Annotated in this window: 13 protein-coding genes and 1 pseudogene; 5 read left to right on the top strand and 9 right to left on the bottom strand. The window is 61.4% G+C overall.

Features of this window, described 5'->3' with window-relative positions:
* Positions 1 to 127 (top strand): annotated as a pseudogene (locus C2134_RS17995) (3-deoxy-8-phosphooctulonate synthase); the annotation flags it as partial.
* A gap of 102 nt (positions 128 to 229) precedes the next feature.
* On the opposite strand, the gene C2134_RS17990 reads toward C2134_RS17995, so the two are convergent.
* The 6 genes from C2134_RS17990 to C2134_RS17965 all read right to left on the bottom strand — a co-directional run bounded on the left by C2134_RS17990 (position 230) and on the right by C2134_RS17965 (position 3,948).
* A complete protein-coding gene (locus tag C2134_RS17990; RefSeq protein ID WP_103321471.1) occupies positions 230 to 853 on the bottom strand; it encodes a 3'-5' exonuclease in 624 nt (207 codons plus the stop codon).
* A complete protein-coding gene (locus C2134_RS17985) occupies positions 850 to 1,053 on the bottom strand; it encodes a hypothetical protein (RefSeq protein ID WP_103321470.1) in 204 nt (67 codons plus the stop codon). Before C2134_RS17985 ends, C2134_RS17990 begins: the two co-directional genes overlap by 4 nt.
* Positions 1,054 to 1,131: 78 nt before the next feature.
* Positions 1,132 to 1,539, bottom strand: coding sequence for an alternative ribosome rescue aminoacyl-tRNA hydrolase ArfB (arfB, locus tag C2134_RS17980; RefSeq protein ID WP_071110451.1), 408 nt, complete (start codon positions 1,537 to 1,539; stop codon positions 1,132 to 1,134).
* A 93-nt stretch (positions 1,540 to 1,632) separates the two neighbouring features.
* Positions 1,633 to 3,159: a thioredoxin family protein gene (locus C2134_RS17975; RefSeq protein WP_103321469.1), complete on the bottom strand. Its 1,527-nt coding sequence runs from the start codon at positions 3,157 to 3,159 to the stop codon at positions 1,633 to 1,635.
* 110 nt (positions 3,160 to 3,269) lie between these two features.
* Positions 3,270 to 3,470: a hypothetical protein gene (locus C2134_RS17970; protein WP_103321468.1), complete on the bottom strand. Its 201-nt coding sequence runs from the start codon at positions 3,468 to 3,470 to the stop codon at positions 3,270 to 3,272.
* Between the two features lie 61 nt (positions 3,471 to 3,531).
* Complete coding sequence (locus C2134_RS17965) at positions 3,532 to 3,948, bottom strand: OsmC family protein (protein ID WP_103321467.1); 417 nt, start codon at positions 3,946 to 3,948, stop codon at positions 3,532 to 3,534.
* Between the two features lie 115 nt (positions 3,949 to 4,063).
* Between C2134_RS17965 and tsaD the strand changes: the two genes are divergently transcribed.
* Positions 4,064 to 5,089: a tRNA (adenosine(37)-N6)-threonylcarbamoyltransferase complex transferase subunit TsaD gene (gene tsaD / locus C2134_RS17960; protein ID WP_103321466.1), complete on the top strand. Its 1,026-nt coding sequence runs from the start codon at positions 4,064 to 4,066 to the stop codon at positions 5,087 to 5,089.
* A 141-nt stretch (positions 5,090 to 5,230) separates the two neighbouring features.
* Complete coding sequence (locus tag C2134_RS17955) at positions 5,231 to 7,129, top strand: ATP-binding cassette domain-containing protein (protein ID WP_103321465.1); 1,899 nt, start codon at positions 5,231 to 5,233, stop codon at positions 7,127 to 7,129.
* Between the two features lie 273 nt (positions 7,130 to 7,402).
* On the opposite strand, the gene C2134_RS17950 is transcribed toward C2134_RS17955, so the two are convergent.
* From C2134_RS17950 to C2134_RS17940, 3 genes are all read right to left on the bottom strand, one after another.
* The gene (locus tag C2134_RS17950) at positions 7,403 to 7,921 is read right to left on the bottom strand and encodes a 2'-5' RNA ligase family protein (protein ID WP_103321464.1); all 519 of its coding nucleotides are present in this window, start codon (positions 7,919 to 7,921) and stop codon (positions 7,403 to 7,405) included.
* Positions 7,914 to 8,270 carry a VOC family protein gene (locus tag C2134_RS17945; protein ID WP_103321463.1) on the bottom strand — a complete coding sequence of 119 codons (357 nt, stop codon included), beginning with the start codon at positions 8,268 to 8,270 and terminating at the stop codon, positions 7,914 to 7,916. The genes C2134_RS17950 and C2134_RS17945 overlap by 8 nt, the downstream gene beginning before the upstream one ends.
* Positions 8,271 to 8,343: 73 nt before the next feature.
* Positions 8,344 to 9,099 (bottom strand): carcinine hydrolase/isopenicillin-N N-acyltransferase family protein, encoded by a 756-nt coding sequence (locus C2134_RS17940; RefSeq protein ID WP_158248808.1) that lies wholly within the window; start codon positions 9,097 to 9,099, stop codon positions 8,344 to 8,346.
* Positions 9,100 to 9,522: 423 nt separating this feature from the next.
* Here C2134_RS17940 and C2134_RS17935 point away from each other — a divergent pair, with 423 nt between their 5' ends.
* Both C2134_RS17935 and C2134_RS17930 read left to right on the top strand, forming a co-directional pair.
* On the top strand, positions 9,523 to 11,754 hold the full coding sequence (locus C2134_RS17935) for a M30 family zinc metallopeptidase (protein ID WP_103321461.1): 2,232 nt from the start codon (positions 9,523 to 9,525) through the stop codon (positions 11,752 to 11,754).
* Positions 11,755 to 11,783: 29 nt separating this feature from the next.
* On the top strand, positions 11,784 to 12,092 hold the full coding sequence (locus C2134_RS17930) for a hypothetical protein (RefSeq protein ID WP_146042201.1): 309 nt from the start codon (positions 11,784 to 11,786) through the stop codon (positions 12,090 to 12,092).
* Positions 12,093 to 12,396 lie beyond the last annotated feature (304 nt).

Below are 12,396 nucleotides of genomic sequence, written 5' to 3'. Positions count from 1 at the left end.
GAACCCGGCCGAGGCCAAGTGCGACGGCCCCAGCGCCCTGCCCCTGGCGCTGCTGGAGCCGTTCCTGGCGGAAATCAAGGCCATCGACGACCTGGTCAAGTCCTTCCCGCCGCTGCAGATCAGCTGATTCCGGCTAGCGCCGGATGCCGCGCAGGCTATGACGCCGGGTGAAGCATCGCTCGGCGCGAAACAAAAAGCGGAAGCCACGGCTTCCGCTTTTTCATGCGATTCAGCCTACCTGCCTCGACTGCAAATCCAGCAAATACGGTTTGACTTTGGCCGCCGTCACCTTCTGCAGCTTGCACAACAACGCGTGGTCGATGTCCGGCAGATGGAACTGCCGTTGCAGCGTGTCGCCGAGCAGCAGCAACAGATTCGCCGCCATTTCGGCGTCGGCCAGCGCGCGGTGGGCGCGGCCGGCATCGGGCAGCTTGGCCCAGCGCGTCAGCGTGCCCAGCTTGTGGTCCGGCGCCTGCGGCAACAGGCGGCGCGACAACAGCAGCGTGCAGGCGAAATCCTGCCGGCGCGCCAGGCCCAGCAAGGACAGCTCGTGGTCCCAGAACTTGCGGTCGAAGCTGGCGTTATGCGCCGCCAGCGGGGTGTCGCCGACAAAACGCGCCGCCTCGCGCATCACCTCATGCGCCGGCGGCGCGGCGCGCAGCATGGCGTTGCTGATGCCGGTAAGCTGTTCGATCATCGGCGGCACCCACACGCCGGCGTTCATCAGACTCTGGAAGCGGCCGACGACGCGCCCGTCTTCCACTATCGCCACACCGATCTCCGTGGCGCGGCAATCGCGGCCCGGCGTGATGCCGTTGGTTTCAAAGTCGATGACGGCGACGCGCTGCCTCATGCCAGCGCGGCCTTGGCAGCCTCTTCCGGCGTCAGACCGTCAAAGAACTGGTCGGTATACCATTCAGCCTGCTCTTCGATATGCTCCTGAGCTTCGGCCGCGGTCGCGCCGGCCGCCACCAGATGGGTTTCCACCTCCGCGCACCAGGCCAGCAGCGCCAGCGTTTCCTCATCCAGTTTTTCCTGCGGCTTCTTCGACATCGGGTTTTCCTTGCAATTCAGTACATTATCGAGCCGGGCATTGTACCCGGCCTGGCGCGGCGCGCAAGCGAAACCGGCTTAATCGATCACACGGCCGCGCAGCGACTTGATGGCCGCGCGTTGGGATTTGCCGGCCAGCCGGCGCTGCTTGGAGCCATAAGTGGGTTTGGTGGCGCGGCGCGCCTTGGGCGTATGGCTGGCGCCATCTATCAACGCCTGCAGCCGCAGCAAGGCATCCGCGCGGTTCTGCTCCTGGGTGCGGTACTGCTGCGCCTTGATCACCAGCACGCCTTCCTTGCTGATGCGCTGATCGTTCAGGCCCAGCAGCCGCTCGCGCAGCCAGTCCGGCAACGAAGAGGCCGCGATGTCAAAACGCAAATGGATGGCAGACGACACTTTATTGACGTTCTGCCCGCCTGCGCCCTGGGCGCGCATCGCGGTGAACGTCACCTCGTCCTCTTTGACTACGTAGCGGGGGGATGACACGGCACAATAAGCTGCAAGCAAAAGCTCATTATACGCCTGAAATGGAAAAGCCCGCCGCGCAGACAGGCGGGCGGGCTTGGGGCATGGGGGCGATCAGGACTTCAGGCTCTTGACCAGCCCGTCGCACACCGGTTTCTGCGCATCGGCGGCCGGCAGCTTTTCGCACACGCCATTCAACTGGCCCGCCAGGCGGCTGATCGCCTCCGCGTGCTTGCCATCCTGGTTCCAACTTTTCAGCCGGCTGGCGACGCGCTCCAGCGAGCGGCGGCTGCGCTCGTAGAACGCGCTGTCGGACTTGGCCGCGTCGGCAAACACCTCTTGGGCTGCGGTTTCGATCCGGGCGGCATCCTGCGGCGCCAGCTCCACCGCGTTGCCGACATAGCTGGCGCCCCACTGCAGCCGCGTCGCCTGCCCCTCGGCTGCTTGGTAGGCCTTTTGATACCAATCGAGCGCTGCCGCCTTGTCGCCGCGCGCCTTGGCGTTGGAGGCCAGGATCAGCATGTGGTAGTACGGCGCATGCGAGGTCTTCAGCTCGCCTTGCAGCAATTTGTCGGACTCCGCCAGCAGCCCGGCATCGGCCAGCAGCTCGCCGGCAGCCGTGATCACCGCCTGGCGCTGATACGGGTTGGCGCTGGCCTTGTCCGCCGCCGCCACCTTGCTCTGAATATCCGTCACCAGCTCGGCCGGCAGCGGCTGCTTGGGATGCTCAGCCTTGTACAGATCCAGCACGGTGGATTCGGCTCCGAGTCGGTCGCTCCAGGCCAGGGATTCGTCATTGGACAGCCGCTGCAATTGGCCATGGAATGCCGTCCGCAATGGCACATCGCCCAGCAGCTTCAGCAGGTCCGCCGCCGCGTAAATCACGATATCGGCATTGGCGCGGCTGAGCTTGTCGTCGGCCAACACGTTCAGCAGGCGGGCGCGGGCTTCCGCTTTATCGAACTCAGGCGGCTGCTTTTCACCCACCAGCGCCGCCAGCGCCTTCAATTGCAAACGGGTGGCGGTGGCGGCCTGCTCGGCCGGCACCTGGCGCGCCAGTTTGACCAACGCGGCCGTCACGTCAGATTCCGGAATGATCTGCCCTTGGTCGACATCCCAGGCGTAATCGGCCAGCAGCTGCCAGTCATCGGCCGCCAGCGGCTTGCCGGCCAGCGCGTCGGCCAGCAGCGCCTTCACCGGCTTCACCGTGGTCAGGCCCAGCTGCAAGGTGCGCAGATAGCGTTGCGGGTCCACCTCGCCCGGCAGGCGGGTGATTTCGGTGCCGTCCGGGCGGAACAGGATCATCGTCGGGTAGCCCCGCACCTTGAACTGCTCGCCCAGCTGCTGGGCATTGTCGCTGTCGCCATCCAGGTAGACCGGCACAAACTGGCGCGCGGCGGCGATGAAGTCCGGCCGGTTGAAAATGGTGGACTTGACTTGATTGCACGGCGGGCACCACACCGCGCCCCAGTACAGGAATACCGGCTTGTTTTCGCTGCGCGCCTTGGCGAACGCGGCGGGCACGTCACCCTGCTGCCAGGCGATGCCCGGCGGCAAGGCGTGGCCGTTGCTGACATCGGCCTGCGCCAGCGGCATCAGGCCGGCCAGCGCCAGGGACAACACCACGAGAGTTCGCTTCATGTCTTGGCCTCTTGTTGTGCGAATATCAATCTCGCCATGCTAAACCAAATATTCCCGAGGCATAAAGACGATATGGCGATTTGCTTAGCAGCCTCCCTGTAATACCACGCCTAGTCTCCCTTTGCTTCCGCCTTCTCAGCCTTGTCGCCAGCAATCGCCCTCTCCAATTGCGTGAGAAGCAAGGCGACCATAAACCCTCCGAGCCAGGAGCGTAGATCCAGAGAGGTGAGACTGATCAACTGACCAAAAACAATCAGCGCAAAACCAAACGACAACAAGCCGATGCGGCCTTTATGCGTTTTGACGAACATGCCCGAATGCTCCTTTCATGACAGACTGTTGAATTTCTATCCTGTTGCGAGGTACCTGTTTTCACCCTTCCCGCAACTCAAAATCATGCGTAATGTCGGCTGTCTTGCCCAGCATGATGGAGGCGGAGCAGTACTTCTCCGCCGACAGCTTGATCGCCCGCTCCACCGCGTCCGGCTTCAAATCCCGTCCCACGACGACAAAATGGAAATGAATCTTGGTGAACACCTTGGGATCGACGTCGGCGCGCGCCGCTTCTATCTCCACCCAACAGTCGCGCACGTCCTGGCGGGATTTTTTCAGGATGGTGATCACGTCGTAGCTGGTGCAGCCTGCGGTGCCGAGCAGCACCAGCTCCATCGGCCGCGGGCCCAGATTGCGGCCGCCGCCTTCCGGCGCGCCATCCATCACCACCGCGTGGCCGCTGCCGGTTTCGCCCATGAAGCACACGCCATCCACCCATTTCAGTCTCGCCTGCATCGCACTCCTCCCCTTTTTGATCGAAAAACTTCATCAGACTAACATTGCCGATTTGGGCAGACAAAGATTCACCGGTAGAATAGAAAGATTGTCCCGTTATATCCGAGCTGCACCCATGCTGGTACTTGGTATTGAATCTTCCTGCGACGAAACCGGCGTCGCGCTTTACGACACCGAACACGGCCTATTGGCCCATCAGCTGCACACCCAGATGGCGATGCACGCCGAGTACGGCGGCGTGGTGCCCGAACTGGCCAGCCGCGACCACATTCGCCGCGCCATCCCGCTGACCGAGGCTTGCCTCGCCGACGCCGGCAAGACCCTAGCCGACCTGGACGCCATCGCCTACACCCAGGGTCCGGGTCTGGGCGGCGCGCTGATGGTGGGCGCCAGCATGGCCAACGCGCTGGCCTTCGGCCTGAACATCCCGGTGATCCCGGTGCATCACCTGGAAGGCCATTTATTGTCGCCGCTGCTGGCCGATCCCAAGCCGGAATTCCCGTTCCTGGCGCTGCTGGTCTCCGGCGGCCACACCCAACTGATGGCGGTGCGCGGCGTGGGCGATTATGAAATCCTGGGCGAAACGGTGGACGACGCCGCCGGCGAGGCCTTCGACAAAACCGCCAAACTCTTGGGCCTGCCCTACCCCGGCGGCCCGCTGCTGTCCAAACTGGCAGAATCCGGCAGCCCGGACCGCTTCACCCTGCCGCGGCCCATGCTGCATTCCGGCAATCTGGACATGAGCTTCTCCGGCCTGAAAACGGCCGTATTGACGATGACCAAGCAGGTGGAAGCCGAGCATGGCGAAATCGACGAGCAGACGCGGATGGACATCTGCCGCGCCTTCCAGGAGGCCATCGTCGAGGTGCTGGTGAAAAAGTCGCTCGCCGCGATGAAGCAGGCCGGCATGAAGCGGCTGGTGGTGGCCGGCGGCGTCGGCGCCAACAAGCAGCTGCGCGCCGCGCTCAACGATGCCGCCGCCCTCAAGCGTTTCGAGGTGTTCTACCCGCCGCTGGCGCTATGCACCGACAACGGCGCGATGATCGCCTTTGCCGGCGCCATGCGCGTGAAGTATGCGGAACAGCCGGGCAGCTTCAGCATCAAGCCGCGCTGGGATTTGTCCAGCCTGCCGGCGGTGTAAACCTAAATATTTTATCAGCCACGAAAACCGCGAAAGAACACGAACAACTCCCGAAGCCGGCAGGCCGCCGCTGGATCAGCGGCTTGCTCCGCTAGTTTTATTTTTCGTGTCGTTTCGTGGATTTCGTGGCCCAATACCATCATGATCCAACTCAAAAACCTAAGCCTGCGCCGCGGCCTGAAAGAACTGCTGATCGGCGCGAATCTGACGCTCAACCCAGGCTACAAGGCCGGCCTGACCGGCGCCAACGGCGTCGGCAAGTCCAGCCTGTTTTCCATGCTGCTGGGCGAGCTGCACGCGGACGGCGGCGACATGTTGATCCCGCCCAACTGGACCATGGCCCATGTGGCGCAGGAAACGCCGGCGCTGGAGCGCAGCGCGCTCGATTACGTGCTGGACGGCGACAAGGAACTGCGCGCGCTGGAGGCCCAGCTGGCCGAAGCGGAAGCCAAGCACGACGGCAACGCCATCGGCCATCTGCACGGCGAATTGGCGCATATCGACGCCTATTCCGCCGAGGCCCGCGCCGGCAAGCTGCTGACCGGCCTCGGCTTCGATGAAGCGGCCCAGCAACGTCCGGTGGCCAGCTTCTCCGGCGGCTGGCGCATGCGGCTTAACCTGGCCCAGGCGCTGATGTGCCGTTCCGACCTCTTGCTGCTGGACGAACCCACCAACCACCTGGACTTGGAAACGGTGCTGTGGCTGGAGGATTGGCTGAAGGCCTATCCCGGCACGCTGCTGGTGATCTCGCACGACCGCGATTTCCTGGACGCCATCTGCAGCCATATCGTCGAAGTGGCCAACCAGACGCTGACGCTGTACACCGGCAACTACAGCCAGTTCGAAGTGATGCGCGCGGAGAAACTGTCGCGCCAGCAAGGCGAGTACGAAAAGCAGCAGCGCCAGATCGCCCATCTGGAATCGTTCATCACCCGCTTCAAGGCCAAGGCCAGCAAGGCGCGCCAGGCGCAAAGCCGGGTCAAGGCGCTGGAGAAGCTGGAGCGCATCGCGCCTGCCCATACCGCCTCGCCGTTCGATTTCCACTTCGACAGCCCGGAGCACCTGCCCAATCCGCTCTTGAAGCTGGACAAGGCCAATGCCGGCTATGGCGACAAGACCATCCTGTCCGATATCAGCCTGTCGGTGGAAGCCGGCGCGCGCATCGGCCTCTTGGGCGTCAACGGCGCCGGCAAATCCACGCTGGTCAAGCTGCTGTCCGGCGACCTCTCCCCGCTATCCGGCGAGCGCATCAACGCGCAGATGCTGAAGATAGGCTATTTCGCCCAGCACACGCTGGAAACGCTGCGTCCGGACGAATCGCCGCTCTTGCACATGCAGCGCCTGGCGCCGACCACGCGCGAGCTGGAATTGCGCAGCTTCCTGGGCGGCTTCAACTTCCGCGGCGATGCCGCCACTGACCCGGTCGGCCCGATGTCCGGCGGCGAGAAAGCGCGGCTGGCGCTGGCGATGATAGTCTGGCAAAAGCCCAACCTGCTGCTGTTGGACGAACCGACCAACCACCTGGACCTGGAAATGCGCCACGCGCTGACGCTGGCCTTGCAGGACTTTACCGGCGCGCTGATCGTGGTGTCGCACGACCGCAGCCTGCTGGAATCCACCACCGACGTATTCTGGCTGGTCAGCGGCGGCAAGGTGCAACCGTTCGATGGCGACCTGGAAGACTACCGGCAATGGCGCATCGCCCAATTGGCCGAAGGCAACAAACCATCCGACGGCGACGCCCAGGGCGTGAACCGCAAGGAGCAAAAGCGCCAGGAGGCCGAGGCGCGCCAGCAGCTGGCCAAGCAACGCAAGCCGCTGCAAAACCGCCTGAACAAGCTGGAACAGGAAATGGACAAGCTGTCGCAAGAGAAAGCCCAGCTGGAAACCTTCCTGTCCTCCCGCGAGGCCTACGACGAGGCCAACAAGTTGAAGCTGGCCGACAGCGTCAAACGGCAGGGCGAAGTGGCCAGCCGCCTGGCCGTAGTGGAAGAGGAATGGATGGAAGTGCAGGAACAGCTGGAAGCGCTGGAATCCTGATCACTCCGCTAACCAAGCACCATGAGCGAAACGCCGCCCCATCCAGGCGGCGTTTTCGTTTTCAAACATAATCCACATCAAGATTGAACAAGGCTGTGGACAAGTTAGGGACAAGGCGAAAAATCCCTTTACCTTGAAATACTTGCCTCTTTCGCTCAAAATTTGAGCAATGACGGAACTTTCCCCCATTCCACAAGAACAAGCCTGGTGACAGATTGTGGATAAACCAGACAAGCCCATGAGCGAAAAAGAGAAAATGCATGCGCTCATTTTTTAATCAGCGCTTACCACTGCCGGACCCAACGTCGTCCGCCCCAGTTGCTGCCAGGGTTGGCCGCTGTACTGGCGGATCATGCTGACCGCGACGAATGTGATGGCGATGTGCCGCGGCAGGCCCGGGCTATCCAACAATAGATTGCCGGCCGCGCGCGGGTTGCGCGGGTGCGCCAGCGTCAGGTGCGGAGCATGCCCGCGCGCGGCGCTGCCCAACACCTCGCAGCGCATGGCCTGAAAATCCGCCTCGCCGGCGACGCAGGGCAACAGAATACCGTGCCCCTGAAAGCGCTCCGCCGGGCCGAACTCTAGCCGCAACGGCCCCACCCCACGCAAACGCTCAAACAGGCGGACCATGCCCAAATCGGCGATTTCGTCCTCGCGGCACAGCGTGACGTGCGCCGCGATGAGTCTGGCCTGCACCGGGTCCAGCGCATGGCGCACCGCCTCCAGCGGCTCGCCCTGGACGCGCGGCACAAACAGGGTCAACTGCTCGCGCAGTCTGGCGGTCTCAGCCATGGGCCGCGCAATTGCAAAGCTCGAACTCATTGCCTCCAGGCGAGGCCAGCACGATGGAGTTCATTTGCGGATTGGCCAGTCCATCCAGCACCACCGTCGCGCCAGCCTCTTTGGCGCGGCTCACGGCAGACGACAATTGCTCCTGCGCGAGTTCGAACACCGGCACGGCAACGCAGCCTTGCAGCTCCTCGCCAAAATCATTCAGCAGCATGCCCAAGCGGGTTTCGCCCACCATGAATTCCGACCAATGGCTACCCCGCTTCAGCGGCTCCCTTTCCAGAAAAGCCTGCCAAAACGCCACCTCCGCCTCCATCTCGGCCACCTTGAAATACACGCTGCGGATGCGCATTGCTCTTCCCCTTTGCGACTGAACGCGAAAGACATTATGCCTAAAACATCTTAAATGCATTCATCCAGGGGGATCAAGGCAGCAATGTCTGAGCCGGCTGCGCCCAAAATGCCGCATCCAGCGTGTAATCGCGCGTCAGCGGCTTGGCGCCGGGATTGGCCAGCACCAGATGCAGCTTGGGCGCGGCAGCAGGCGGGAAAGCCATTTGCCAGCCGGCCAACGTGTATTCATGGCCGTTGCGCCACAGGCTATTGTCAGGGCCATCATGGCGATCCTGGCTCAGCTTCTCGAACTCGGCCAGACTATGCTGCGGCTGCCGCGCCAGCAAAGACTGGACCCGATCCAGCCGGGTTCTGCTGCTGGCGCCGACTTTTTGCGGAGCATCCAGCAAGGCGGTGTCCGCATAATGATTGGTATGCGCCAAGGTGCCATTCTGCTGGCGGATCAGCGTATAACGCCCTTGCTGGCCTATTTCCACCTGCATCAGACCGTGGGCATCAGCCAGCAGCAGAAACACCGGGCGAGACTGCGGAAACACCTTATCCGCCGCGGCAGCCACCTCGTCCAGCGAGCCATAATCCCGCAACAGCTGCGCCAAAATGCCGTGCCTCTCACTGTCCGCCAGCCGCACCGCGCGCGGCAGGCTGCTAGCGGAAGCGCTGACGACGGCCAGCCCCTTTTCATTCACTCCCGCCTTGATGCCGGGCGCACTGCCGTTGTCGGCATACAAGCCCAGATAGGCATAGCCCTGCTGCGGATGACGCAAGCGCAAGGACTGCACATGATCCGGCTTCCAGTCGCGGTTCTTGGCCAAAAGCGTGCCATCCACGCTGGCCGACCCTGCCGCGCCCCATAGTGTGCAAGCGTTTACGGGAGAGTGAAACAGCGCGAGCAAGCCCGCCATAGCCAGCCACGATTTCCGCATACAAACCTCTATTCATGCCTGATTCCATAAAACAGGAAAGCTTATAGGAGCCGGGACAGGCCGCCAACGGCTCGCAAGCACCCAGGGGCTGGAGCGATTCACACCCACAGACAAGTGGAGGCCTCCCCCTCACCATCTGACATGCCTAGCAGGCTTCAGTGATTTAGCTTGACTGATCAAACTTATATTTATAGACAAAATTCGCAACATTTTTTGCAATGCTTGCGATGGGAAGTTGCGTTAATGGTGTTTACATATTGATAATACTAATTTACATTTATTTACAAAATAAACAATATCTTTAAAAAAGTTCTTATAGTGAAGAAGATGGAAAAAATGAATAAAAATGCCCGCATGCAAGTGATGGCGGCCTGTATAGCCAGTGCCCTGATGTTAAGCGCCTGCGGTGGGGGCGGAGGAGGTGGCGGCGATACCTCGCCTGGAACCCAGACCACCCGGCAAACCGCTCCCAGCACGCCCAACATTTCAATTGGAACCACGGGTAGCTTGCTGGCAACGGCTCCTATTGCCTTTTCCGCCAGCGCAACCGACCCTTCCGGATTGACGCTTTCCTACATATGGGACTTTGGCGATGGCTCCGCCCCCACTCCGGGCCAGAACGTCAGCCATACTTATGCAAAGTCGGGTAGCTATACCGTCAAGGTGACGGTGTCCAACACCGCCAATCAGGCGTCCAGCTTCACGCAAAGTATCACCATCGTTGCTCCCAATCCGGCGACGCCCACCATCCAATCCTCAGCCACTACCGCGGCCATTGGCCAAAGCGTGACTTTTACCGCCAACTCTAGCGATCCGCAAAATCTGCCGCTGACGTTCAGCTGGGACTTTGGCGATGGCAGCGCCGGCAGCGGCGCAACGGTTTCGCACACTTTCAACAAGGCCGGCACATACAACGTATCGGTAACGGCTAGCGACACTTCCGGCCTCCAGGCCACCGCCAGCATTGCGCAAGGCGTTGTAGCAACAAACAGCAATAAGCTGGTAGCCGATTGCGCGGGCGCCAATTGCGGCGCTGTGGACGCGTCCACCTATAGCGGCAACGGAATTGGCACTTGGCGTTACACCAACACCACGTCGAGTGACGCCACCATAGACATTAATATTGCGGGCGTGAAACCGGGCAACAAAGCAACCTTGGTGTTCACTAATGGCGGCACCAACATGACTTCAGCACCCGGCACTGGCAATCTCGCCTCTGCCTCCGCTCTGCCTTCGCTTGGTGCACGCGCAGTCATCACTCACGAGATGATGGCTTACCAGGGGACCTATGCCGGCAAAATGGCCATGACGGAGAAAAATCGTCAGTTGGCTGAGCAGCTGATTCACCTGCCGGCGCAAACAGTTGCAGCGCGCGCGCAGGCAGCGCGCATGTCTGCCCGCCCCCGCGCCAATGCGGCAATTGGCGACACCCGCACTTGGAACGACCTATGGGACAACGCAAGCAACCCCGTTCCTTATGTCACCCAGGCTAACACCCAGTGCACGCTGCCATCTGGCCGCAATGTCGTGTTCTGGCTGGACCCGAACGCCACCAAGTCCGGCAACGTCAGCAGCGACGACATGGCTGCGATGAAAAACGCAGTCTGCGGCAGCAACGGCGGCTTTGCGCAGCTCAATGCCCTCTTGGGCGATGTATGGGGGACCGTGCCCAGCAAATACAAAGGAAGCGTAATCCAGGACTCGCCGGGCGCGCTGCAGGACATCAACATCGCCATTGTCAATGCTCCAGCATCAACCGGCTGGGCCGGCTATTTCTATGGAGCCAATAATTACCTGAGCACCGTCAGCGGAATGAGCAACTCCAACCAGGCCTTGCTGTTCTTCATCAACGCTGGCGAGGTCAAGAACAACCGCAATTACACCATTGCCTCTCTGCTGCATGAAGCGACGCACATGACCAACTTCTACCAGCGATCGATTGTCAGAGGCACGACGCATGACACCTGGCTGGAAGAAACCTCGGCCATGCTGTCGGAGGATGTGATCGCGCCGGCTTTGCTTGGCGGCTACGATACGGCCTATTCAGTCAGAATCCCAGGCTATCTGCAAACTGGCGGCGGCGTCAGCTACAACCAGTGGTCTACGCTGTCGTCCGGCTCATACAGCCTGGGCGGCGCGTTTGGCGCCTTCCTGAACCGCCGGTATGGCTTGGCCATCTACAAGCAGCTGATCACCAGCTGCAATGACGGCGACAGCTATGGCATCGACAGCAGCTACAATTGCTTGGACAAGCTGATCACCAGCAATGGCGGCAGCGGCCTAGCCGATGAATACGCCCGCTTCGGCGCCAGCATCTTCGCCACGCTGCCGGCCACGAATTTGCCCAATGGTTATGGTTTCCCGACCAAGACAGACGGTGCCTACCAGTTTGCGGCGTTTGATCTGACGAAATATCAGACCACCTCGCCGCAAAGCCTGTTCGGGATTTTCCAGTCCATGAGCCATAGCTATCAAGTGGATAACATCAACGGCAATAGCTATAGCCGCAAGGGCGTGAAGATTCCGGCCAACACCAGCATGATCCTGGTGGTACGCTGATGCAAACATGCAAGCACAGGTTCATATGCTTGCTGCTGGCTGGCAGCGTGCTGGCTGGTTGCGCCCACACAGGTGCCGCCAGCCAACCACTGCAGCAAACGGTTGCGCCCAGCCAACGCTGGGTGGGCGCAGTCGTCCGCAAAGGTCCGGATGTGGGCGGCTGGTGGGCGCTGGTTGATGCCAAAGGCAAGGCCTGGCGACTCGATGGTTTAAGTCGGGCTGACATGACGCAGCTGGGCGAACTGCAGTACCAGCGCATAGAGGTCAACGGAAAACTTGGGCAAGAGCTGCTTTCCATCCCTGGCATCATCGTGGAGCGCTGGTCGCCACTGCCATAGGCCTGGATGGATGGACATACGCCACCGCGTCGCGGTGGCGTTTTCTTTAGGGTATCGGTTGATGAAAACATGCGCAGACGGCGCATCAAAAACATGTCTACTTCCCGCAAACCAACCAAGGATCGTAAACAGCCGCCATGCACCTCAGGCCGGCATGGCAGAAAAGACGTACTCCAACACCTCGTCGCCGTATTTGTCAGTCTGGTTGGTCGATGCCCACCCCAGATGGCGGTAGAAGCCATAGGAACGTACTTCCGGATCGCTGCTGCAGCCCAGGAACAAGCGCTGATGACCTAGTCCGCGC

The sequence above is a fragment of the Chromobacterium sinusclupearum genome (assembly GCF_002902845.1).
In the GTDB taxonomy this organism is placed as follows: Bacteria; Pseudomonadota; Gammaproteobacteria; order Burkholderiales; family Chromobacteriaceae; genus Chromobacterium; species Chromobacterium sinusclupearum.
The sequence above is the reverse complement of the archived record's forward strand: the minus strand, read 5'-3'. Positions and strand labels throughout refer to the sequence as shown.

Bases quoted from the DNA above. Each gene is read 5' to 3' on its own strand.
- tsaD (WP_103321466.1), top strand. From the start codon at position 4,064: ATGCTGGTACTTGGTATTGAATCTTCCTGCGACGAAACCGGCGTCGCG.
- C2134_RS17990 (WP_103321471.1), bottom strand. From the start codon at position 853: ATGAGGCAGCGCGTCGCCGTCATCGACTTTGAAACCAACGGCATCACG.
- C2134_RS17965 (WP_103321467.1), bottom strand. From the start codon at position 3,948: ATGCAGGCGAGACTGAAATGGGTGGATGGCGTGTGCTTCATGGGCGAA.
- C2134_RS17955 (WP_103321465.1), top strand. From the start codon at position 5,231: ATGATCCAACTCAAAAACCTAAGCCTGCGCCGCGGCCTGAAAGAACTG.
- C2134_RS17950 (WP_103321464.1), bottom strand. From the start codon at position 7,921: ATGGCTGAGACCGCCAGACTGCGCGAGCAGTTGACCCTGTTTGTGCCG.
- C2134_RS17945 (WP_103321463.1), bottom strand. From the start codon at position 8,270: ATGCGCATCCGCAGCGTGTATTTCAAGGTGGCCGAGATGGAGGCGGAG.
- C2134_RS17970 (WP_103321468.1), bottom strand. From the start codon at position 3,470: ATGTTCGTCAAAACGCATAAAGGCCGCATCGGCTTGTTGTCGTTTGGT.
- C2134_RS17935 (WP_103321461.1), top strand. From the start codon at position 9,523: ATGGAAAAAATGAATAAAAATGCCCGCATGCAAGTGATGGCGGCCTGT.
- C2134_RS17985 (WP_103321470.1), bottom strand. From the start codon at position 1,053: ATGTCGAAGAAGCCGCAGGAAAAACTGGATGAGGAAACGCTGGCGCTG.
- C2134_RS17975 (WP_103321469.1), bottom strand. From the start codon at position 3,159: ATGAAGCGAACTCTCGTGGTGTTGTCCCTGGCGCTGGCCGGCCTGATG.